This window comes from Halorientalis regularis (assembly GCF_023698535.1).
Lineage (GTDB): Archaea > Halobacteriota > Halobacteria > Halobacteriales > Haloarculaceae > Halorientalis > Halorientalis regularis.
In genome coordinates, this window is record NZ_JALJCL010000009.1 from 113,409 (window position 1) to 132,925 (window position 19,517).

At 67.2% G+C, this 19,517-nt stretch carries 24 protein-coding genes; 10 read left to right on the forward strand and 14 right to left on the reverse strand.

Features of this window, described 5'->3' with window-relative positions; all coding sequences use genetic code 11:
• Positions 1 to 203 precede the first annotated feature (203 nt).
• The 4 genes from hisH to MU521_RS13060 form a co-directional block, all read right to left on the reverse strand.
• Positions 204 to 908, reverse strand: coding sequence for an imidazole glycerol phosphate synthase subunit HisH (hisH, locus tag MU521_RS13045; RefSeq protein WP_250864804.1), 705 nt, complete (start codon positions 906 to 908; stop codon positions 204 to 206).
• Positions 909 to 970: 62 nt separating this feature from the next.
• Positions 971 to 1,555 (reverse strand): uracil-DNA glycosylase, encoded by a 585-nt coding sequence (locus MU521_RS13050; protein WP_092691196.1) that lies wholly within the window; start codon positions 1,553 to 1,555, stop codon positions 971 to 973.
• A 50-nt stretch (positions 1,556 to 1,605) separates the two neighbouring features.
• Complete coding sequence (locus MU521_RS13055; RefSeq protein ID WP_092691193.1) at positions 1,606 to 2,169, reverse strand: endonuclease dU; 564 nt, start codon at positions 2,167 to 2,169, stop codon at positions 1,606 to 1,608.
• Positions 2,166 to 2,357, reverse strand: coding sequence for a DUF5786 family protein (locus MU521_RS13060; RefSeq protein WP_092691192.1), 192 nt, complete (start codon positions 2,355 to 2,357; stop codon positions 2,166 to 2,168). Before MU521_RS13060 ends, MU521_RS13055 begins: the two co-directional genes overlap by 4 nt.
• Before the next feature lie 79 nt (positions 2,358 to 2,436).
• On the opposite strand from MU521_RS13060, the gene MU521_RS13065 reads away from it, so the two are divergent.
• Entirely contained in the window at positions 2,437 to 3,105 is a 669-nt protein-coding gene (locus MU521_RS13065; RefSeq protein WP_092691189.1) for an MBL fold metallo-hydrolase, read from the forward strand.
• Positions 3,106 to 3,196: 91 nt separating this feature from the next.
• Positions 3,197 to 3,742 (forward strand): hypothetical protein, encoded by a 546-nt coding sequence (locus MU521_RS13070; protein ID WP_092691186.1) that lies wholly within the window; start codon positions 3,197 to 3,199, stop codon positions 3,740 to 3,742.
• Here MU521_RS13070 and MU521_RS13075 read toward each other — a convergent pair.
• The gene (locus MU521_RS13075) at positions 3,739 to 3,888 is read right to left on the reverse strand and encodes a 50S ribosomal protein L40e (RefSeq protein ID WP_092691184.1); all 150 of its coding nucleotides are present in this window, start codon (positions 3,886 to 3,888) and stop codon (positions 3,739 to 3,741) included. The two genes, MU521_RS13070 and MU521_RS13075, sit on opposite strands and share 4 nt — an antisense overlap.
• Positions 3,889 to 3,971: 83 nt before the next feature.
• Between MU521_RS13075 and MU521_RS13080 the strand changes: the two genes are divergently transcribed.
• On the forward strand, positions 3,972 to 5,015 hold the full coding sequence (locus MU521_RS13080; protein ID WP_092691180.1) for an enolase-like domain-containing protein: 1,044 nt from the start codon (positions 3,972 to 3,974) through the stop codon (positions 5,013 to 5,015).
• A 63-nt stretch (positions 5,016 to 5,078) separates the two neighbouring features.
• Positions 5,079 to 5,240: a hypothetical protein gene (locus MU521_RS13085; protein WP_175452833.1), complete on the forward strand. Its 162-nt coding sequence runs from the start codon at positions 5,079 to 5,081 to the stop codon at positions 5,238 to 5,240.
• Position 5,241: 1 nt separating this feature from the next.
• Here the strand turns inward: MU521_RS13085 and MU521_RS13090 are convergent, their stop codons facing one another.
• Positions 5,242 to 5,760, reverse strand: a complete 519-nt coding sequence (locus MU521_RS13090; protein ID WP_092691177.1) for a DUF367 family protein — start codon at positions 5,758 to 5,760, stop codon at positions 5,242 to 5,244.
• Positions 5,761 to 5,812: 52 nt separating this feature from the next.
• On the opposite strand from MU521_RS13090, the gene MU521_RS13095 reads away from it, so the two are divergent.
• Complete coding sequence (locus MU521_RS13095; protein ID WP_092691175.1) at positions 5,813 to 7,105, forward strand: redoxin domain-containing protein; 1,293 nt, start codon at positions 5,813 to 5,815, stop codon at positions 7,103 to 7,105.
• Positions 7,106 to 7,153: 48 nt separating this feature from the next.
• Positions 7,154 to 7,498, forward strand: a complete 345-nt coding sequence (locus tag MU521_RS13100) for a nuclear transport factor 2 family protein (protein WP_092691173.1) — start codon at positions 7,154 to 7,156, stop codon at positions 7,496 to 7,498.
• Here MU521_RS13100 and serS read toward each other — a convergent pair.
• A complete protein-coding gene (serS, locus tag MU521_RS13105; protein WP_092691170.1) occupies positions 7,495 to 8,877 on the reverse strand; it encodes a serine--tRNA ligase in 1,383 nt (460 codons plus the stop codon). The two genes, MU521_RS13100 and serS, sit on opposite strands and share 4 nt — an antisense overlap.
• Positions 8,878 to 9,198: 321 nt before the next feature.
• Between serS and MU521_RS13110 the strand changes: the two genes are divergently transcribed.
• Both MU521_RS13110 and MU521_RS13115 read left to right on the forward strand, forming a co-directional pair.
• Positions 9,199 to 9,843 carry a hypothetical protein gene (locus MU521_RS13110; protein WP_349356961.1) on the forward strand — a complete coding sequence of 215 codons (645 nt, stop codon included), beginning with the start codon at positions 9,199 to 9,201 and terminating at the stop codon, positions 9,841 to 9,843.
• An 82-nt stretch (positions 9,844 to 9,925) separates the two neighbouring features.
• On the forward strand, positions 9,926 to 12,154 hold the full coding sequence (locus tag MU521_RS13115) for a methyl-accepting chemotaxis protein (protein ID WP_092691165.1): 2,229 nt from the start codon (positions 9,926 to 9,928) through the stop codon (positions 12,152 to 12,154).
• An 80-nt stretch (positions 12,155 to 12,234) separates the two neighbouring features.
• Here MU521_RS13115 and MU521_RS13120 read toward each other — a convergent pair whose 3' ends face one another.
• Positions 12,235 to 12,429: a cold-shock protein gene (locus MU521_RS13120; protein WP_077206686.1), complete on the reverse strand. Its 195-nt coding sequence runs from the start codon at positions 12,427 to 12,429 to the stop codon at positions 12,235 to 12,237.
• A gap of 106 nt (positions 12,430 to 12,535) precedes the next feature.
• Here MU521_RS13120 and MU521_RS13125 point away from each other — a divergent pair, with 106 nt between their 5' ends.
• Positions 12,536 to 13,447: an MBL fold metallo-hydrolase gene (locus tag MU521_RS13125; RefSeq protein ID WP_092691163.1), complete on the forward strand. Its 912-nt coding sequence runs from the start codon at positions 12,536 to 12,538 to the stop codon at positions 13,445 to 13,447.
• On the opposite strand, the gene MU521_RS13130 is transcribed toward MU521_RS13125, so the two are convergent.
• From MU521_RS13130 to MU521_RS13155, 6 genes are all read right to left on the reverse strand, one after another.
• Positions 13,448 to 13,828: a hypothetical protein gene (locus MU521_RS13130; RefSeq protein ID WP_092691160.1), complete on the reverse strand. Its 381-nt coding sequence runs from the start codon at positions 13,826 to 13,828 to the stop codon at positions 13,448 to 13,450.
• A gap of 3 nt (positions 13,829 to 13,831) precedes the next feature.
• Complete coding sequence (locus tag MU521_RS13135) at positions 13,832 to 14,215, reverse strand: hypothetical protein (protein ID WP_092691157.1); 384 nt, start codon at positions 14,213 to 14,215, stop codon at positions 13,832 to 13,834.
• Between the two features lie 80 nt (positions 14,216 to 14,295).
• Complete coding sequence (locus tag MU521_RS13140) at positions 14,296 to 14,685, reverse strand: hypothetical protein (protein WP_092691155.1); 390 nt, start codon at positions 14,683 to 14,685, stop codon at positions 14,296 to 14,298.
• 84 nt (positions 14,686 to 14,769) lie between these two features.
• Entirely contained in the window at positions 14,770 to 15,156 is a 387-nt protein-coding gene (locus MU521_RS13145) for a hypothetical protein (protein WP_092691152.1), read from the reverse strand.
• Positions 15,157 to 15,238: 82 nt separating this feature from the next.
• Positions 15,239 to 15,625 carry a hypothetical protein gene (locus tag MU521_RS13150; RefSeq protein WP_092691149.1) on the reverse strand — a complete coding sequence of 129 codons (387 nt, stop codon included), beginning with the start codon at positions 15,623 to 15,625 and terminating at the stop codon, positions 15,239 to 15,241.
• A gap of 69 nt (positions 15,626 to 15,694) precedes the next feature.
• On the reverse strand, positions 15,695 to 17,335 hold the full coding sequence (locus MU521_RS13155) for a methyl-accepting chemotaxis protein (protein WP_175452832.1): 1,641 nt from the start codon (positions 17,333 to 17,335) through the stop codon (positions 15,695 to 15,697).
• A gap of 157 nt (positions 17,336 to 17,492) precedes the next feature.
• Between MU521_RS13155 and MU521_RS13160 the strand changes: the two genes are divergently transcribed.
• Positions 17,493 to 19,484, forward strand: coding sequence for an NAD-binding protein (locus MU521_RS13160; protein WP_394327221.1), 1,992 nt, complete (start codon positions 17,493 to 17,495; stop codon positions 19,482 to 19,484).
• The last annotated feature ends 33 nt before the right edge of the window (positions 19,485 to 19,517 follow it).

The window sequence follows — 19,517 nt, forward strand, 5'->3', positions numbered from 1 at the left end:
GTCGCTCGCTCCGCTCGCGACCGGTACGACGGACTAGCGCTCCGCACAGATATCGACAAAATTCCGCAGAATCTGCAGTCCCGTCTCCCCCGACTTCTCCGGATCCACCTTTTTCCCGCTCGGGTGCGCTTCACGCACCACTCGCGGCAAAAACGTGGGCGAAAAAGCCGGGTGCTCACTTCGTTCGCACCCGGTACGACGGACTAGCGCTCCGCACAGATATCGACAAAATTCCGCAGAATCTGCAGTCCCGTCTCCCCCGACTTCTCCGGGTGGAACTGCGTGCCGAAGACGGTCCCGCTCTCGTCGGCGATGATACTCGGGAAGTCGGGTCCGTAGTCGGTCGTCGCGACCACCGCCGCGTCGGCCTCGGGTTCGGCGTAGTAGGAGTGGACGAAGTAGGCGTGGTCCCCGTCGACGGAGCCGCCTTCGGCGACTCCGTCTGCCTGTGGGATCTGCGATCCCACGCTGTCGACCCCGTCGACCAGCGGGTGGTCTCGCTGTACGTCGAGTTCGTTCCAGCCCATGTGGGGCACCTTCTGGTCGCCGTGGAACCGCCGGTTGGTCCCGGGGATCAGGTCCAGCCCTTCGGCCTCGCCCTGGCCGGCGTGGTCGGCCTCCTCGCTCGTGGTCAGGAGCATCTGCATCCCGAGGCAGATGCCAAAGAGCGGCGTGCCCGCGTCGGCGGCGTCGGCCAGCGCCGCCCGGAAGGGGCCGGCGTTCTCCATGCCCTCGCTGAACGCGCCGACGCCCGGGAGGACGATGCCGTCGGCGCTGTCGACGGCGGCCGGTTCCTCGATTACTGCCACCGACGCGCCCGCCCGCTCCAGCCCGCGGGTCACGCTCCGGAGGTTCCCCAGCCCGTAGTCGACGACGACCACTTCGGCGGCCGTCTGGGTCGCACTCATGTGTGCTGGTTGGCGGGTGCCGGTCAAGTCAGTTCCGCTACGGTCGAACGTTGCATCGTCACTCAGAACGAGCCGAGCGTCGACTGCCCACCCGCGCCCGTCAGGTCGGCGGCCCGCTGGATGGTTCCCTCGAAGGTCGTCTCCTGACTCCGGTCGTACAGCGTCGCCGCCGGGTGGACCGAGACCATGACGGTCCGGGTCTCGCCCGCGATGGGGCAGTCGAACGTGTCGCCGGCCTCGCCGGTCACGGCGACGTCTCGATCCAGGAGGTGTTCGCTCGGCACCTTCCCGAGCGTGACGATCACCGTCGGATCGACGGCGTCGATCTCCCGGTCGAGGTACTCCCGGCAGTTGGCCAGTTCCTCGCGCCGGGGGTCGCGGTTATCCGGCGGCCGACAGCGCACGCAGTTGGTGATCCGCACGTCGGCCCGCGCCAGCCCGGCGGTCCGGAGCGCGTCGTCGAGTACCGTGCCGCTCCGGCCGACGAACGGTTCGCCCTGGTCGTCCTCGTTGGCCCCGGGTCCCTCGCCGACGAACAGCAGGTCCGCGTCCGCGGGGCCGACGCCGTTGACGATCCGGCTCCGGCACTCGGCGAGGCCGGGACAGCGCGTGCATTCGACTACCTCCAGATCCTCCATCTCGCCCATGGGGACGCTCCGGCAGGCGGGACCAAAAGTGAGTCGCCTGCACCGGGTCGTCAGGCCGAGCCATCGCGCCGGAAATCGTCAGCCCCGCGGGCGGCCAGGCGCGCGACCCGGAGTGGTTCCGGGCGGCCACCCTCCGGCGTGAAACCGTCGACGACCGCAGCCGCCGCGTCGTCGTCGAGGCCGACGGCGCGGACGAAGACGGTGTCGTCGGCGACGCAGACACGCTGGCGGTCGGGCTGATCGCGGTACGTCGCCAGCCGTCGGTCGAGGGCGTCGCCGTCGAACTGTTCGCGGAGTGCGGACTCCAGCCCGTTACTCTCCTCGTAGGTCACCGACAGAACCGGTCGGTCAGTGTGGTCGGCGACCCGGTGCAGGTCGACGACGTTGAACCAGGCGGGAGCGATCCCGGCGACGAGGACGTACTGCACGTCGTCGCGGCCGAGATCGTCGAACAGCGCACAGATGGCGTCCGTGGCGTCGGTCCCGCCGACGGTGCAGGTGGTAAACGCGAAGCCGTCGACGACGCTGCTCGCGCGGGTCACGACACCGGCGAGCGTGCTCCAGTCCTCGCGAAAGGACTCGGCGACCCCGAGGGCACGGACCCCTCGCTTCACGTGTTCTCGTCTTCGTCCTCTTTGATGTGTTTGAGTTTGTCGAGGAGTTCGTCGTTCGACGCGCTGAACTCGTACTCGACGTCGCCGTCGTGGGTGTTCTCGGATGTTGATACGCCGTCGTCGTCCTCAAAATCAGTGTCGTAGTCCTGATTTTCCTGTTCGGACTCGTCGTAGCTCCCGAACCCCATGTGCGTTCATTTGAGTTGCAGCGTCAAAAGTATCTCGCCGCCCGGTACCCTGATACGCCCCCCGACCGACCACGGGAACATGGACGTGTACAACGTCACGGCCGACGCGGAGACGTTCACCTGCAACGCCTACCTGGCGCTGGGCGAGCGCGCCGTCCTGGTCGACGCCGGCGCGGTGGACGGCGTCGTCGACGAAATTCGGACCCACACCCGGGACATCGACGCCGTCATCCTCACCCACCAGCACGGCGACCACGTCGCACAGCTGGACGCCGTCCTCGACGAGTTCGACGCCGAGCTGTACGCCTACGCTCCCCACGACCGCCGGACCGTCGAACTGGACGACGGGGATCAGGTCATGATCGGCGACGAGGCGTTCGACGTGGTGTACACACCCGGTCACGCCGACGACCACGTGTCGCTGGTCAGCGAAACGACACTGTTCAGTGGCGACGTCGTCGTCCACGACGACGGCGCGTTCGACTACGGTTCGTTCGGGCGGACCGACATGGCCGGCCAGTCACGCGACCGGCTGATCGAGAGCATCCGCGACCTGCTCGACCGCATGCCCGAGGGGGGTCGCGCGAGCGATGCGAGCGCGGCCTCGGGAGCCGAGCGAAGCGAGTCTGCCGGCGTCGAACACATGTACGCCGGGCACGGCGACACCTTCGAGGGTGACGTGCGCGACGTTGTGGAGACGGCACTGGAGCGCGCGGAGAAGCGGGAACCGAAGTACCCAGACGAGTAACACCGCGAGCGACCCGACCACATAAAAAGACGTGTGTATCCGAATCCACACAGTTTATAAGAGATTGGGATGACACCCCCCAATACCAACCGTGGGACTCCGAGACTGGGTCTTCGGTGGCGACGAGACGGCGCTGGAGACGGCCAACCGGCTCCGTGGAACCGCCAAGGAATCGCCCGACGAGGTCGACGTTGACCGGCTCGTCGGATTGGCCACCGAATCCGAGGAACACGCGGTGTCACGCGCCGCGGCCGACGGGATCACCGCGCTGGCCGAACAGCGACCGGGGCGCCTGTTCGATCACGTTCCGGCACTGATCGAGGGTACGACGGTCCTGGAGGGTGTCGGCTCGAGACAGCGCGGGGCGTTCGCGCGGGCGCTGGAACACGTCGCCGACGAGGACCCCAGCGTCGTCGCGCCCGAGGCGGCTCGGCTGGTCGACTCGCTGGAGGCCGAACTGGAGGCCGACAAGAAACCGGGGAGCGACGTGTACATCGACCCCGACAAGGCGGCCGGGCTCTGCCACGCCGCGGCCGCCGCCGGGATCGACGACGCGGAACCGTTGCTGGAGCGACTGCGACGCCACTCCGAGCCGACGGTCAGCGACGCCGCCAGAGCGGCGTTACGAGAACTCTAGGCCGCGTTGCGTTCGCGGTTCTTCGGTCGCAGGTTCCCGTAGCCACACTTCCGACAGCGGTCCGCCTCGTTCGGGTTGCGCGCGTTACACCGCATGCAGATCATCTTCGCCAGAATGCGGTCTTCCGCTTTCTCGAACGTAGCCATGAGCGCCTGTTCCCCGTCGTCGTGGTTAAGTGTTCCGAGACGACCCGGACTGGCTTTTTTATCCCACCCACCCTATCCACACTATGTTCTACGACCGGGTCGCCGACCTACCCCTCGTCGTCGAGGAGATCGACCTGACACTCCAAGAGCGAGACACCACCAGCGGGTTCGCTCGCGCCACCACGACCGTCGCGCTCTCGGGGGCGGGCGAGACGGGGAACGGCGAGGACGTGACCTACGAGACCGACCGCCACCACGACATCGCCGAGGCGGGCTTCCCCGATCTCACCGGCGAGTCCACGTTCGCCGAGTTCTCCGAGCAGGTTGGCGAACTGGACCTGTTTCCGACGCCGCCCGAGCGCGAGGATTTCCGGCACTACCGCCGGTGGGGCGTCGAGAGCGCCGCGCTCGACCTGGCGCTCCGCCAGAACGACCTCGACCTGGCGTCGGCGCTCGACCGCACGTACGATCCAGTCCAGTTCGTCGTCAGCACGCGGCTGGGCGAGCCACCCACGACGGATCGGCTGGAGCAGGTCCTCGACGTGCGTCCCGGCACGGAGTTCAAACTCGACCCGACGACCGACTGGCCCGCCGAGCTGGCCGCCGCGGTCGCCGACCTCGCGCCCGTCCGCATCTGTGACCTGAAAGGCCAGTACTCGGGGACCGACGTGGACGCGCCGCCGGATCCCGACCTCTACGAACTCGTACTGGAGACCTTCCCCGACGCCGTGATCGAGGATCCAAATCTCACCGACCAGACGCGCCCGCTGTTCGAGGGCCGCGAGGGCCGCGTCTCCTGGGACGCCCCGATCACCGGGGTCGAGAGCATCGAGGCCCTGCCGTTCGAGCCCGACTGGCTCAACATCAAGCCCTCTCGCTTTGGCAGCGTCGAATCGCTCTTCGCGAGCATCGAGTACTGCATGGACCACGACGTCCGGATGTACGGCGGCGGCCAGTTCGAGCTCGGGGTGGGTCGGGGCCACATCCAGGCGCTGGCTGCGCTGTTCTATCCCGACAGTCCGAACGACGTGGCTCCCGGCGGGTACAACGACCCCGACTTCGAGGGCGATCTGGCACCGAGCCCGCTCGACCCGCCGGCCGAGCCTGTGGGGTTCCGGTGGTCCTGACGGGCAGAATCGAGCCTGGACACGATCACTGGATTTGAAGACGGTCGGCAAACTAGTCGGAGCATGGTCCTCGAGTTCTTCTGGTTCGCGTTCGGCCTCGTCGTCACCGTGAGCATCATCGCCATCGGCGCGTACATCGGTACCCTCCGCGCGCTCGACACGTTCTACGGCGACGGCAACAGTATGTTCCTCTCCGAGGAGTTCCACGGTCGGCAGGAGCCGTGAGCTACTCCCGGTCGAGGTAGTCGTCCTGCACGTCCAGAATCTCCGCGGAGTTCGTACATTCGGCGTAGCGACGCAACGGTTCGTCGTTGAGTTCGAGGAACGTGTGGCCCCAGGTGAACTTCGACACGAGTTCCTCGGCGTGGTCGCGCTGGCCGAGGATACACAGTGCGCCGGCGAAGGCTTCGACGGTGTTCAACTCGAAGGGCGTCCCGTAGTTGACGGGGTTGGCCGCGACGAGGAAGGGCAGGGCCCGGTGGATGCCTTCCAGATCGAAGGCCTCGCGTTCGGCGGTCTCCCACGAGCAGTCCAGTGCCACGAGGCGGTCGTGGCGCACGCCGGATCCGACGCCGTCCTCTGGCGAGAGGACCCGGTCGGCGAAGGGGTTGAGAACGATACCTGGTGGTGTCGACCGGGTCGCCCGGTGTAACTCCGCGAGGTCGAACCGCGCGAGTTTCCGGGCGCTGCACTTGTCGGGATCGTCGTCGCCCTCGTAGCGGACGTGCAGGCCGTATGCGCCCATCGACTGGACAAACGCAGTCAGGCTTTAAGTCCCTTGCAGTAGAGTTTCGGATGTGCTATCGGAAGGGACGGTGGCCCCGACGGTTACGTTGCCCGGCGTGGTCGACGGCGCGCCGAGAGACGTCTCCCTCGAGGACTACATTGGCGAGGGAATCGTCGTGCTGGCGTTCTATCCGGCCGATTTCAACCCCGCCTGTGAGGACGACTCCTGTGACCTGACGGAACTGGACCTGTTCACCATGCAGCGAGACGTGGACATCTTCGCCGTCAGCACCGACAGCGTGTTCAGCCACCGCGCGTACGCCGAGGAGTACTCCCTGTCGATCCCGCTCCTGAGCGACACCTACGGCGAGGCCATCGATGCCTACGACGTGGCCCTGGACAGCGACCAGTTGCTGTCCGAGCGCGCGGTGTTCGTCATCGATCAGGAGGGCGTGATCCAGTACGCGTGGTCGACCGCCGACCTCGAACAGCGGCCCGACATCGACGCGGTCCGGGAGGCAGTCTCGTCCATCGGCGGCGACTCGACCGCCGTCGGGCGCTACCGCGTCGGCCACGCCCACTACATCGAGGCCCGGCGGGCCTTCACCAGCGCGATGAAGAGCTTCGAGGATCGGGACTGGCTGATCGCGCAGGGCGACTTCCAGCGGGCGATGGAGGAGTTTCAGGAATCGGCCGACCAGTTCGAGAGCGCCGTCCGGTTCGCCGAGTCCGAACCGCTCGAACAGGGGTTCGAGCGCGCCCAGGAGAAGGCCACGGCGCTCTGGCAGGCCGCCGAATGGCTGGCCGAGTCCGCCAGCGAGTACGCCAGCGGCGACGGGAAGGAGGCCGACGAACTCCGGCAGGACGCCGAGACACCACTGGAGACCGCCCGCGACATCGGCGAACCGCCCGACCCCGACGACATCACGCTCGACGCGGACGGGGCGGCGACGGAGCGGTCCGCCACGGAACCCGACGAGGACGCGCTCGACGCGCCGACCGACCCCGCCGAGGACGAGGACACGTCCGAACCCGGCGGTGACGCCGACGGCGACCCCGGCGAACAGGACGACGTGGACGCCGCCGTCGAAGACGTGTCCGTCGACGACGAGGACACGGCCGAAAGCGACAGCGCGGACGGTACCGTAGAGGGGGCAAGCGCCGACGGCGTCTCCAGCGCCGTCGAATTCGACGTGGTGGACGACGGCGGTGACGAGGACGCGACTCCACACGACGGGCACGACGAACCAGCGTCCGAGGAACCAGTGTCGGCGGATACGGGATCCGACGACGCGGACGGCGAGGACGGCGACGACGACGAGGACGAGGACATCGAACTCGACCTGAAAGATCCGACGGAGTGAACGAGCCGGGGCCCACACTTTCTCGGCCCCCGCCTCCCAAGGACGGGCATGGACCGCGAGGCGACCGCCCGAGAGTACTACCGGACGCTCGACGAAGACGACTACGAGACGCTGGCCGACCTGCTGGCCCCCCACTTCGTCCACTACCGCCCCGACCGCACCATCGAGGGCCGGGACCGGTTCGTGGCCTTCATGCGCGAGGAACGACCGATGAAAGCGACGAGCCATCCGCTGGATGCTGTCTACGCCACTGCTCCCGAACGCGGCGAGAGTGAAATCGCCGTCCGCGGTCGGCTACTCGACCCCGACGGCGAGCCGGTCGTCTCGTTCGTGGACGTATTTGCCTTCGACGGCGAAAACGTCCGGTCGATCCACACGTATACGCAGGCCTAGTCCTTCTCGCCCGCGCCGACGGCGCTCTCGCCGACGGGTTCGTGGCCCTCGATGACCTCTTGGCCGCCCATGTACTCCCGGAGAGATTCGGGGACGGTGACGGTGCCGTCGTCGTTCTGGTAGTACTCCATGATGGCGACCATCACGCGGGGGACGGCCAGCCCGGAGCCGTTCAGGGTGTGCAGGTACTCCGCGGACTCGTGGCGCTCGGGCCGGAAGCGGATACCGGCGCGCCGGGCCTGGAAGGCCTCGAAGTTCGAGACCGACGACACTTCGAGCCAGCGGCCGCCCTCTTCGGGGCCGTCGTCCATGTCGTCGCCGGGGGCCCACACCTCGATGTCGTACTTCTTGGCCTGGGTGAAGCCCATGTCGCCGGTACACATCTCCAGCACGCGGTAGGGCAAGCCGAGTTCGTCGAGGACGGCCTCGGCCTCGCCGCGGAGGTCTTCGAGGCGGTCGTAGCTGTTCTCCGGGCGCACGAAGTTGACGAGTTCGACCTTGTTGAACTGGTGGACGCGGACGATCCCTCGGGTTTCCGTGCCGTGTTCGCCCGCCTCCCGCCGGAAGTTCGGCGTGTAGGCCTGGTGTTTGAGCGGGAGGTCGTCGTCCAGCAGGATCTCATCGCGGTACATGTTGGTGACCGGCACCTCCGCCGTCGGGAGCAACCAGAGGTCGTCCTCGTCGTAGGGCTCGTCGTTGTCGCCGCCGACGCGGTAGGCGTCGTCGACGAACTTGGGGAACTGACCGGTCCCCTCCATGGACGCGCTGTTGACCGGGATCGGCGGGAACACGTCGGTGTAGCCCTGCTCGCGGTGCAGGTCGAGCATAAACTGGATCAGGGCGTGTTCCAGCCGCGCGCCCTCACCCTGCAGGAAGTAAAAGCCCCCACCGGAGACCTTCGCCCCGCGCTCGAAGTTCAGGATGTCCAGTTCCTCACCGAGGTCGTAGTGGGGGATCACCTCGGCGGGGAGCTCACGCAGGTCGTCGAATCCCTCGCGGGCGACCTCGACGTTGTCACTCTCGTCGTCGCCGACGGGGGCGTCCTCGTGGGGGATCTGCGGGAGTTCCAGCAGGGCCGCCTCCAGTTCCGACTCCAGTTCGTCGGCGCGGTCCTCGACGTCCTCCAGTTCGGCTTTGAGTTCGCTCGACCGGTCGATGGCTTCCTGGGCCTGTTCCTCCTTGCCCTCCTGTTTGAGCTGGCCGATCTTCGAGGAGACCTCGTTGCGCTCGTGGCGCAGGTCGTCACCGCGGGCTTTCAGCTCACGCCACTCCGCGTCGATCTCGAGGATGTGGTCGAGGTCCACGTCGTCGACGCCCTTCGTCTCCAGAGCCTCCCGGACCGTGTCGGGATTCTCCCGGAGGAACTGCCTGCTGATCATTTGCTCGGAATTTTTCCGTGCCGTGGCAAAACCGTGTCGCTCTCGGCGGCGCTGGCGTGGCGTCCATCGGAGCGACACGTGGTTCGACGCGTGAAACCGCCCGCGAATTTATAACCGCTTTGACCCTCTGAACTGGCCAAACAGCGGTCGACCCGTCGCTACGGGGTAGGTCGTGGACACGCGACGGCGGCCGACGACAGGACTGAGACGATGCTATTCGAAGAACAGACGCTTTACGCGGCAGTTGCCATCGTAGCGCTACTACTGACAATCGTACTGGTCGCCTGGGTTCGCCGGTTCGAGGGCGCGACGCGCCGACACATGCTATTCGCACCGGCCGCTATGGCGTCGCTCACGGTGAGTTACGCCGGAATGGCGGCCGGGATCTTGTTGTTTCACGGGCCGGCGGGCGCGCCGGTGTACGTCACCCGGTTTCTGGACTACGGGATCATATACGCGTTCATCGCGGCGTACACGGGTCAGATCGCGAACGCCGACCGAGGGGTCATCCTCTCCGGGGTCCTCGGCCTGTGGGCGTTCTCCTTCGGGGCGATGATCCGCCATCTCGCGCCGCCGCCGTTCGACAGCATCGCGAGTCTGCTGGTACTCAGTGGGTTCGCCTACTCGCTGTGGCTGCTACTCCGGCCGTACACGCGGGCGGCCGCGTCCGTGTCCGACGACCGACGACTGCTCTTCGGGAAACTCCGGAACGTCCAGCTCATCATGCTGATCACCTACCTGCTGGTCGCGCTGACGACGCGACAGGCGCTCGGCCTGCTCGGTGCGTTCACCGGCATCTACGTCTCCGCCTATCTGGACCTGTTCAGTCACGTGGCCCTCACCGGGCTGATCCTGCGCTCGGAACCGGCAATCAGGTCACTGACCGGGACCCACCCCTCGCCGCTCACGTTCCTGACGGGATCGGAAACGGATCGACACACCGCGGAAACACCAGCCGACGACTGACCATGACGGTGACCACATCCCGCCGTGAACTCGCCTGCCGCCCCGTCACCGACCGTCACGCCTTCACCGGAGGGAGCTACCGATGAACGCAGACCGACTCGTCCCCGACCGGATCAGATCGCGCTACAGCCTGAAGATCGCGGCGACGCTCGCCCTGGTGTTCGCCGTCACGCTCGTGTCCGCCGTCTTCTTCTACGGCAACGTCGCGGGCGAACTCGGCGCGTCCGCCGACGCCGCACTCGCGACCGACGCGAACGAGAGCGCCGACACCGCCGCGCTGTGGATCGACGCCAACGCCGACCTGGCGACGAGCGTCGCGGCCACGGACGCCGTCGAAAGCGGCGATACGGCGCGAATCGGCGACTACCTCGCCGCGGCCGCCGCTGGCTCCGACCGGGTCGGCGCGATCCACTACGTCGAGGACGGGCAGATCGCGGCGAGTTCGCGGTCGAGCGCGGTCGGCCAGTCACTCTCGGTGGCGACACCGAGCGGCGGAGGTTCGGTCGCCGTCGGTGACTCGCGGACCGCCGTGGCCGGGGACAGTTCGGTGATTCCAGTCGTCGCCACGGCTGGCGAGAGTCGGTACGTCGTCGTGGCGGGCGCGGCCGAGACGCTCCGTGACCGACTCACGGACGGGCGCTACAACACGACGCTCGCGGCGGAGGGCGAGGTCGTGCTCGCGACCGACGACGGGGAACGTGCCGCGGGTGCCGCGGCCCTGGCGGCGAACGGCACTGCGACCGGGACTGTCGGCGAGACCGAGCTGGTCGCGACGACAGCGGCCGTCCCCGGGACGGGCTGGCACGTCGTGAGCCACGCACCAGCCGGGACGGTCTATGCCGACCGCAACGTCGCGACCGCGGCAATCGTCGCGCTCATATACGTCGTCGCGTTGAACCTCGGCATCTTCGGTGTCACCGTCGGCGGCAACCTCGCGCTGGCGCTCCAGCGGCTGGCCGACCGGGCCAAAGAGATCGGTGCCGGAAACCTCGACGTGGAACTGTCGACCGACCGGATCGACGAGGTCGGCGTGCTGTACGACGAGTTCGACTCGATGCGGGACTCCCTGGAGGAGTCCCTGGACGAGGCCCAGGACGCCCGCGCCGAGGCCGAGCGCGCACGCGAGGAAGCCGAACAGTCCGAGATGCAGACCCAGCGACTCAACGAGGCACTCGAAGCGGAAGCCGAACGATACAGCGAGGTCATGGCTGCCTGCGCGGAGGGGGATCTCACGGAGCGCCTCGACCCCGAGGCCGACAGCGAGGCGATGCGCGCCATCGCCACGTCGTTCAACGACATGATCGCGTCGCTGGAAGCGACCGTCGCCGATGTCGAGGAGTTCACCGACGACGTGGCCGAGTCCAGCACGGACGTGGAGGAGAGCGCCGCCGAGGTCCGGGAGGCCAGCGCGGCGGTGAACGACTCGGTCACGCAGATCTCGGCTGGCGCGCGCGAGCAGACCGAGGACCTCCAGCGCACGGCCGACGAGGTCAACGACCTGTCGGCGGCCATCGAAGAGGTCGCGGCCACGACGGACGAGATCGCTACGGAGTCGGATCGTGTCGCACGACTCGGCGAAGACGGCCGCGACCAAGCCGAGCAAACCATCGCCGAGATGCGCGAAGTAGAGGGACGGATCGCCGAGGCCGTTACCGCCATCGAGGAGCTGGCCGCCGAGATCGAGCAGGTCAGCGAGGCGACGGCGTTGATCGACGACATCGCCGAGCAGACGAGCATCCTGGCGCTGAACGCCAACATCGAGGCGGCCCGTGCAGGGGACGACAGCGGGGACGCCGGCGACGGGTTCGCCGTCGTCGCCGACCAGGTGAAAGAGCTCGCCAGCGAGACCAAAGACGTCGTCACGGAGATCCAGGCACAGGTCGAGGAGGTCCAGGCCCAGGCCCACGAGAGCGCCGACGACATCCGGGCCACCGAGTCACAGATCACGGACGGCGTCGAGTCGGTCGCGGAGTTGACCGAGGCACTGGACGAGATCGTCGACGGCGTCGACGAGGTCGACACCGGCCTCAAGAGCATCGCCCGGACGACCGACGACCAGGCCGACTCCGCGGAGGGGATCGTCGCGATGGTCGACGAGGTCGCAAGCGTCTCCGAGCAGACGGCCCAGCAGGCAGAAACCGTTACGGACGCCGCCGGGGAGGCGACCGACTCCATCGACGAGGTCTCCGACGCCGCGGGACAACTCGCCGAACGGACCCGCGAACTCCGGCGGATGCTCTCGACGTTCCAGGTCGACACCGCCGAGCAACCGGCGGACGCGACCGTCGCCGACGGTGGCCGGGAGCAGTGAGCAAGGGGCGGCAGACCGGCGTCCGGACACAGCCGTCGCTCACCGGAGAGCGTCACTGAAAAATCGCGGTCCGAATCCGTTCAGTTACGAACGAGGTTCGTCGCGCGGGGGCCCTTGTCGGCCTGTTCGATGTCGAATTCGACTTCCTGTCCTTCTTCGAGATCCGGGCCGCCGACGTCTTCCATGTGGAAGAACACGTCCTCGTCCGCGTCGTCAGTCTCGATGAAACCGTAGCCGCCTGTGTCGTTGAAGAAATCGACCGTACCGTTTGCCATTGCCTCTGTATACAATCCGGGTGGATGGATAAAGGTGGCGAGAGTCGAGTTACCACGGCTCTCGACCGCCGGAACGGCTTTGCACCACGAGCGTCAGACTGTCGCTATGGCAATCGGTGACTCCTTCGAAGTGACCGTAGGCGGCGTCGATGGTATCTCCTACGTCGATACGGGTATGTACGGCACCGCGGAGTACGGCGCGGTGTACGTGGTCGAGGGCGAGGACCCGGCCATCGTCGACTCGGGCATCGGCACCAACTACGGGGCGATCCTCGACGGCCTCGCCGAGCGGGGAATCGCGCCCGAGGACCTGGCGACCATCGCGCTGACGCACGTCCACCTCGACCACGCCGGCGGCGCGGGCTATCTCGCCGAAGCCTGCCCGAACGCGGACGTGGTGGTCCACGAGCGGGGCGCACGCCACCTCGTCGACCCCTCGCGGCTGGTCGCGGGGACGAAACAGGCCGTCGGCGACCAGTGGGAGTTCTACGCGGACCCGAAGCCGATCCCCGAGGACCGCATCCGGGAGGTCACCGGAGGCGACACCGTCGACCTCGGCGACCGCGTGCTACGGATCCACCACACGCCCGGGCACGCGCCCCATCAGGTCGTCTTCGAAGAGTCCGACGAGTCGGTCGTGTTCACCGCCGACGCAGCGGGGATCTACGTCCCCGAACTCGACAGCGTCCGCCAGACGACGCCGCCGCCGAACTTCGACCTGGAGCAGTGTCTCGCCGATCTCCACACGATCCGGGACTGTGACCCTGCCGTCCTCTGTTACGCGCACTTCGGTCCGGCCGCGACCGACGACCGATTGGCCGAGTACGCCGACGCGCTGACGGAGTGGGTCGGGGCGGTCGAACGGAAACGCGACGAACTCGGGGACGACGACGCCGTGATCGAGTACTTCGGCGAACACACGTCGATGGTCGAGACCTGGGGTGAGCGGAAAGGGACCGCAGAAGAGCGGATGAACACGCGTGGCGTGCTGACCTACCTCGACAGTCGGACGGCGTAGCTACCCCGATCGCCGGCTGTCGAGCAGTTTCTCGGCCTCCTCGACGGAGTCGGCTTTGGCGACGGGGTACTCCTCTTCGCCCTCGCCGGCCCGGTCGAACTGCATCTGGCCCGTCACGGATTCGGAGACGACGCGACAGACGGCCGCTACACCGTTCTCGACGATGCCGCGTTTCCCGCGCTCGATGTGTTCCAGCGCCGCCTCGTCGGTCGTCTTGAACGTCCGCATGTCGTTTACCTCGTCGAACCCCGGCTCCAGCCGTCCGGTCTTCTCGATCACCTCGTCAGCGGCAGCCTCCGCTTCCGCGACGCTCAACTGCCCGTCCAGCGTGAGGTAGAGCCGGTTTTTCGACTCGTCGATCCGCACGTCCCAGTCACCCATGGGTCAGGCCTCCTGTGAACGCTTGTCGAGCAGTTGCTCGGCCTCCTCGACGGATTCGGCCTTCGCGACGGCGTAGGACTCCTCGCCCTCGCCGGCCCGGTCGAACCGCATCTGGCCCGTCGTGGACTCGGAGACGACCCGGACGGCCGCCGCCATACCGCCCTTCGCCAGTGCCCGCTTGCCGCGTTCGGTCTCGCGCATGGCCTCTTCGTCGGACGGCTTGAGCGTCCGCATGTCGTTGATCAGGTCGAATCCCTCGTCGAGTCGTTCCGCGGCCCGCTCACAGGCGTCGGCGGCCTCGGCGTGCCCTTCGGGGCCCAGGTCGCCCGCCAGTGTCAGGTAGGCGCGCTGTTTCTCCTCGTCGATTTCCATGTTCCAACTGCCCATACCCGGAGTTGACACCCACCGGTGCTTAAGAATTGCCGCGGCGTTTTCAGCACTGATAGGCGAGTGGACCTGGCGACGGACTACTGCGACGCCTGTTCGCGGCGCTTGTCGAGTAGTTTCTCGGCTTCCTCGCCGGACTCGGCTTTGGCGAGTTCGTAGTCCTCGGCGTCTTCGCCGGCCCGGTCGAACTGCAGCTGCGTGACCGTCGACTCGGCGACGACGCGGACCGCGGCGCCCATGCCGTTCTGAGCGAGGCCGCGCTTGCCGCGTTCGACTTCCTGCAGGGCCTCCTCGCTCGTGGGCTCGAAGGTTCGCATGTCGTTGACCAGGTCGAACCCGTCGTCGAGTCGTTTCGCCGCGTCGATACAGGCGTCCGACGCCGCGGCCTGTTCCTCGACGGAGAGACCGCTGCCCAGTTTCAGGGCGACACGCTGTTTCGCTTCGTCGACTGTTACGTCCCAGTTCGCCATACACGTGCGTCGTTATCAATCCACGATAAGAATTGCCGCACGGTTTTCACGGTTGATAGCCAGGGCGCTCGCGGTCGAACCGTGTTACTGCGAAGCCGCGCGCTTGTCGAGCAGCTTCTCGGCCTGCTCGACGGTGTCGGCCACGGCGACGGCGTACTCCTCTTCGTCCTCACCGACGCGCTCGAAGTGCATCTGGCCCGTCGCCGACCCCTCGCCCATCACACGGACGGCCGCCGCCGCACCGTTCTCCCGGACGGCCTTCTTGCCCTCCTCGATGTACTTGACCGCCTCTTGATCGCCCGGCATGAACTCCGAAATGTCGGTGATGACCTCGAACCCGTGATCGAGCCGTTCGGCCGCCGCCTTGACCGCCTCCGAGGACTCCTTGGCCATCTCCGGATCGTGACTCCCGACGAGTTCGATGTACAGTCGGTTCTGTGCTTCGTCTGTGTCGACACTCCAGTCCGCCATACTCCAGGTTTGTTACCAACCCACAATAAGAATTGTTTGCCAGTTTTCATGGTTGATAGTCGGGCGTCGCGGTCGAACCGTGTTACTGCGAGGCCGTCCGCTTGTCCAGGAATTTCTCGGCTTGCTCGACGGTGTCGGCCACGGCGACGGTGTACTCCTCTTCGTCCTCACCGACGCGCTGGAAGTGCATCCGGCCCGTCGCCGACCGCTCGCCCGTCGCGCGGACGGCGGCGAAGGCCCCCGCCTCGCGGACGGCCTGTTTGCCCTCTTCGATGCACTCGACGGCGTCTTGATCGCCGGGGACGAACTCCGAGAGGTCGGTGATCACTTCGAACCCCGGATCGAGTCGCTGGACCGCTTCCCTGGCCGCCTCGTTTGCCTTCTTGGCCTCCTCGGGGCCGAAATGGCCACCCAGATCGAGGTACAGTCCGTTCTGTGCTTCGTCGGCGTCGACACTCCAATCCACCATGGCGTGAACTGTTCTCACAGACCAGGATCAATGTTCGCCGCCAGTTGTCAACATTTGGAACAGAGGGGCTCAGGTTCCGTCGTGAACCTGCGCGTCGTCCCAGGACAACTCGTCGTCACCGCCGTCGTCGCCACCGTCGGTGTCTTCGTCCGCACCGTCGTGGACTTTCGCGTCGTCCCAGGACAACTCGTCGTCACCGTCGTCGTCGCCACCGTCGGTGTCTTCGTCCGCACCGTCGTGGACTTTCGCGTCGTCCCAGGACAACTCGTCGTCACCGTCGTCGCTCTCGTCTTCGTAGCCCGCCAGCAGGTCTCGGAGGGTGTTGGCCTGGTCGGCCAGTCGGTCCATCTGGACGGCCACTTCCGAGAGCATCGTGGTCTGGGTGCCGGTCGCCTTGGAGACGTCTTCGACCTCGGCGGCGGTCTCCTCGCTCAACTCGGCCACGTCCTCGACCATCGCGACCACTTCCTCGGTACTCGCGGCCTGCTCGTCGGTGGCGTCGTTGATCGACTGGACGCCGTCGTTTGCCTCCTCGACGCGGTCGGCGATCTCGTCGAGCGCCGAGAGGGCGTCCTCGACCGTCTCGGTCCCCGTCGAGACGCGGTCGCCCATCTCCCGAACCTCGTCGACGGCCTCGCCCGTCTCCTCTTGCACGTCCTCGATCATCTCGCTGATCTCCTCGGTCGCCTGGCCCGCCTCCTCGGCCAGCTGTTTGACCTCGTCGGCGACGACGGCGAACCCTTCGCCGGCCTCGCCCGCGCGGGCGGCCTCGATGGATGCGTTCAGCGCCAGAATCGAGGTCTGGTCGGCGATGTCGTCGATCACCTCGACCACGCCGCTGATGTCCTCGATCCGGGATTCGAGCGAGGACACCTGATCGATGGTGGCGTCGGCGTGGGACTCGATGTCGTGCATCTCGTCGAGAGCTTCGGTGGCGGCGTCACGGCCCTCTTTCCCGTGTTCGGCCGCCTCCTGTGAGATGGTTGCGACCTCGTCGGCCGAGGAGGCGATCTCCTCGACCGTCGCCGAGAGGTCCGTCATCTCGTTGGCGACGCGTTCGAGCAGTTCCTCCTGCTCGGCGGCGTTCTCGGTGATCTCGTCCATCGAGGAGTCCACGTCCTCGCTGGCGTCCCGGACCTCCCGGGTCGCGGCGCTCATCTCTTCGGTCTTGTCGTCGACCTCGTCGGCGAACTCGTCGAGGTCGTCGACCGTCTCCGAGAGGTCGGCGAGCAGCTCGTTGAACGCGGTCGCGGCCTCGGCCATGGCCTCGTTCTCGCGGTCGGTGTCGAGGCGCTGGCCCAAGTCGCCGCCCGCAGCCGCCTGCATCGCGTCCCGGAACTCCCGTGCCGTCGCTTCGAGCGGTGCCGTGGCGGCCTGTGCGCCCCCGTCCGCTGCGACCGGCTCGGATTCACCGTCGTCGGGTGCTGTTTCGGGACCGTCCGCCTCGGCATCGCCATCGACGGATTCTTCGTCGGCTCCGTCCGTCTCGGCATCGTCCGCCTCGAGTTCGGTCCCTTCGGCACCGTCCACCGACGCTGTCGAAGCCGACGCGTCGCTCTCGCCGGCCTGTCCGTCCGTCTCCGTTTCCAAATCCCGTTCCGCCGTCTCCGCGCGTCCCGTCGCTCCGTCGGTCGCCGGCCCACCGTCCGGGTCGCCGGAGTCGGACGTGGCCGACCGGAGGAGCGCCGAGACACGGCTCGCGAGGCTCATTATCATAGTTTGATACAGAGCGGCATAAATAGGTGCGGGTAAAATTATCGTCGCCGATATTCCGATACTGGCGGGACGGGGTGATAATTTCGACGACGGCGAGTGAGTGCGTTTAAGCCCCGCGCGCTCGTCGGCCCGGGTGTATGGAGGGTTGGACGTGGCCACCGGCGAGATAATTCCGCTGGTCGCCGCTATCATCGGGCTCGGCGTGGGTGCGCAGCTACTCGCGGCCCGGTTTCAGGTCCCGAGTATCATCTTTCTCATCTCCGCGGGCCTGATACTCGGACCGCTCTCCGGCCTGCTGTTCGGGAGCCGGATCCTCTCGGCGGCGACGTTCGGCGCGGACGCACTTCCGGCCATCGTCGGGCTCTCGGTCGCCATCATCGTCTTCGAGGGGGCCTTCCACCTCCGGATCGACCGCATCAAGGAGGCCCCGGCGGCGACGCTCCGACTCGTCACGGTCGGGGCCGCCATCGCCCTCGTGGGGACCGCCCTGACGATCAGGTATGCGCTGGGCCAGCCGTGGGACCTCTCCTTCCTGATCGGCGCGCTGCTGGTCGCGACCGGCCCGACGGTCGTCACCCCGATCCTGCAGGTCGTGCCGGTCCGGGACCGGGTGGCCGCCGCCCTCGAAACCGAGGGGATCATCAACGACGTGTCGGCGGCGATCATCGCCGTCGTCATCTTCGAGGTGATCATCCTGCAGGGCCAGGCCGGCGTCGCCTTCCTCCGGGATTTCGCCTCCCGACTGGGGATCGGCCTCCTCGTGGGGCTGGTCGTCGCAGTGATCGTCTACTACCTGCTCCGGTACGTCGACCTCTCGCCCGGCAACGCGCCCCGAAACGCCCGGTTGCTCACCTTCGCGGGCGCACTCGTGGCCTTCGCGGCCGCGGACACCATCGCCAGCGAGGCCGGCGTCGCCGCGGTCGCCACCGCCGGCCTGGTGCTGGGGAACCTCGACGTGCCCTACGAGGACGAAATCGAGGCGTTCAAAGGCGACGTGACGCTGATCGTCCTCTCGTTCGTCTTCATCGCGCTGGCCGCACTCCTCCAGATCGAGGACCTGATCCGGTTGGGAGGAGCGGGGCTGGTCGTCGTCGCGGTGGTCATCTTCGTGATCCGACCCCTGCTGGTGTTCGTCTCGGCTCGGGGCGACCGCTTCACGCGCTCGGAGAAACTGTTCATCAGCTTCGTCGGGCCCCGCGGGATCATCCCCGCCTCGGTCGCGACGCTCTTTGCCGTCGAACTGCAGAGCCACGCCAGCGAACTCCGGGCGGAGGCGGCGGAACTGGTCGGCGGCGGCACGACTGCCGGGGCGGTCTGTGGCTCCGCAGTGACGGGCGAGGCAGCACAGCTCTGTGCCGAGGCGGCGACGTTCAGTAGCCAGGCCCAGATCCTGGTCGGGACGGTCTTTCTGGTCATCTTCGCGACGGTCGCCCTCGAGGGCGGCTTCGCGCGCTACATCGCGGAATACCTGGATGTGATACCAATGCGAGTCATCATCGTCGGCGGCGGTCAGGTCGGCCGTGCGCTGGCCGAACGGCTCGAGGATCGCGGCGAGAACGTCGTGATCGTCGAGGAAGAGGAAGAGGCAATCGAACGCGCCCGCAACGAGGGCTACTCCGTGGTCTGGGGCGACGGCACCGACACCGACGTGCTCCGGGAGGCCGGGGCCGCCAACGCCAAGACGGTCGTCGCCGCCACCGGGGACGACGACGCCAACCTGCTGATCGCTCAGCTGTCGTCCTCGAAGTTCGACACCGACCGGGTGATCGCGCGAGCGAACAACCCCGACAACGTCGAGGCCTTCGAGGAACTGGGCGTCCGGACCATCTCCTCGGCCATGGCCACCGCGTGGGCGATGGACAACCAGATCGAACGCCCCGCGCTGGCCCACTGGATGACCGACGTGGGCCGCAAAGGCGACGTACAGGAGGTCGAAGTCTCCCCCGACGGCGAACTCGCGGGCCTGACAGTGGAAGAGATCGGCCCGAAACTGCCCGACACCTGCCTGATCGCGCTGGTGGATCGGGACGGGGAGGTCGAGGTCCCCGACCCGGACTTCCGCATCGAAGCCGGCGACCGGGTGACCCTGCTCGGCAAGCGCGAGGCCGTCCGGGAAGCCATGGCGATGTGTAACTACGAGTAGCGACCGCTCGCCGTCCCCCAGTTTTCCGCTCGT

Bases quoted from the DNA above. Each gene is read 5' to 3' on its own strand.
- MU521_RS13155 (WP_175452832.1), bottom strand. From the start codon at position 17,335: ATGAGCCTCGCGAGCCGTGTCTCGGCGCTCCTCCGGTCGGCCACGTCC.
- MU521_RS13085 (WP_175452833.1), top strand. From the start codon at position 5,079: ATGGTCCTCGAGTTCTTCTGGTTCGCGTTCGGCCTCGTCGTCACCGTG.
- MU521_RS13125 (WP_092691163.1), top strand. From the start codon at position 12,536: ATGGCAATCGGTGACTCCTTCGAAGTGACCGTAGGCGGCGTCGATGGT.
- MU521_RS13050 (WP_092691196.1), bottom strand. From the start codon at position 1,555: ATGGGCGAGATGGAGGATCTGGAGGTAGTCGAATGCACGCGCTGTCCC.
- MU521_RS13135 (WP_092691157.1), bottom strand. From the start codon at position 14,215: ATGGGCAGTTGGAACATGGAAATCGACGAGGAGAAACAGCGCGCCTAC.
- MU521_RS13115 (WP_092691165.1), top strand. From the start codon at position 9,926: ATGAACGCAGACCGACTCGTCCCCGACCGGATCAGATCGCGCTACAGC.
- hisH (WP_250864804.1), bottom strand. From the start codon at position 908: ATGAGTGCGACCCAGACGGCCGCCGAAGTGGTCGTCGTCGACTACGGG.
- MU521_RS13150 (WP_092691149.1), bottom strand. From the start codon at position 15,625: ATGGTGGATTGGAGTGTCGACGCCGACGAAGCACAGAACGGACTGTAC.
- MU521_RS13120 (WP_077206686.1), bottom strand. From the start codon at position 12,429: ATGGCAAACGGTACGGTCGATTTCTTCAACGACACAGGCGGCTACGGT.
- MU521_RS13140 (WP_092691155.1), bottom strand. From the start codon at position 14,685: ATGGCGAACTGGGACGTAACAGTCGACGAAGCGAAACAGCGTGTCGCC.
- MU521_RS13060 (WP_092691192.1), bottom strand. From the start codon at position 2,357: ATGGGGTTCGGGAGCTACGACGAGTCCGAACAGGAAAATCAGGACTAC.
- MU521_RS13080 (WP_092691180.1), top strand. From the start codon at position 3,972: ATGTTCTACGACCGGGTCGCCGACCTACCCCTCGTCGTCGAGGAGATC.
- MU521_RS13065 (WP_092691189.1), top strand. From the start codon at position 2,437: ATGGACGTGTACAACGTCACGGCCGACGCGGAGACGTTCACCTGCAAC.
- MU521_RS13145 (WP_092691152.1), bottom strand. From the start codon at position 15,156: ATGGCGGACTGGAGTGTCGACACAGACGAAGCACAGAACCGACTGTAC.
- serS (WP_092691170.1), bottom strand. From the start codon at position 8,877: ATGATCAGCAGGCAGTTCCTCCGGGAGAATCCCGACACGGTCCGGGAG.
- MU521_RS13090 (WP_092691177.1), bottom strand. From the start codon at position 5,760: ATGGGCGCATACGGCCTGCACGTCCGCTACGAGGGCGACGACGATCCC.
- MU521_RS13075 (WP_092691184.1), bottom strand. From the start codon at position 3,888: ATGGCTACGTTCGAGAAAGCGGAAGACCGCATTCTGGCGAAGATGATC.
- MU521_RS13110 (WP_349356961.1), top strand. From the start codon at position 9,199: ATGCTATTCGCACCGGCCGCTATGGCGTCGCTCACGGTGAGTTACGCC.
- MU521_RS13130 (WP_092691160.1), bottom strand. From the start codon at position 13,828: ATGGGTGACTGGGACGTGCGGATCGACGAGTCGAAAAACCGGCTCTAC.
- MU521_RS13100 (WP_092691173.1), top strand. From the start codon at position 7,154: ATGGACCGCGAGGCGACCGCCCGAGAGTACTACCGGACGCTCGACGAA.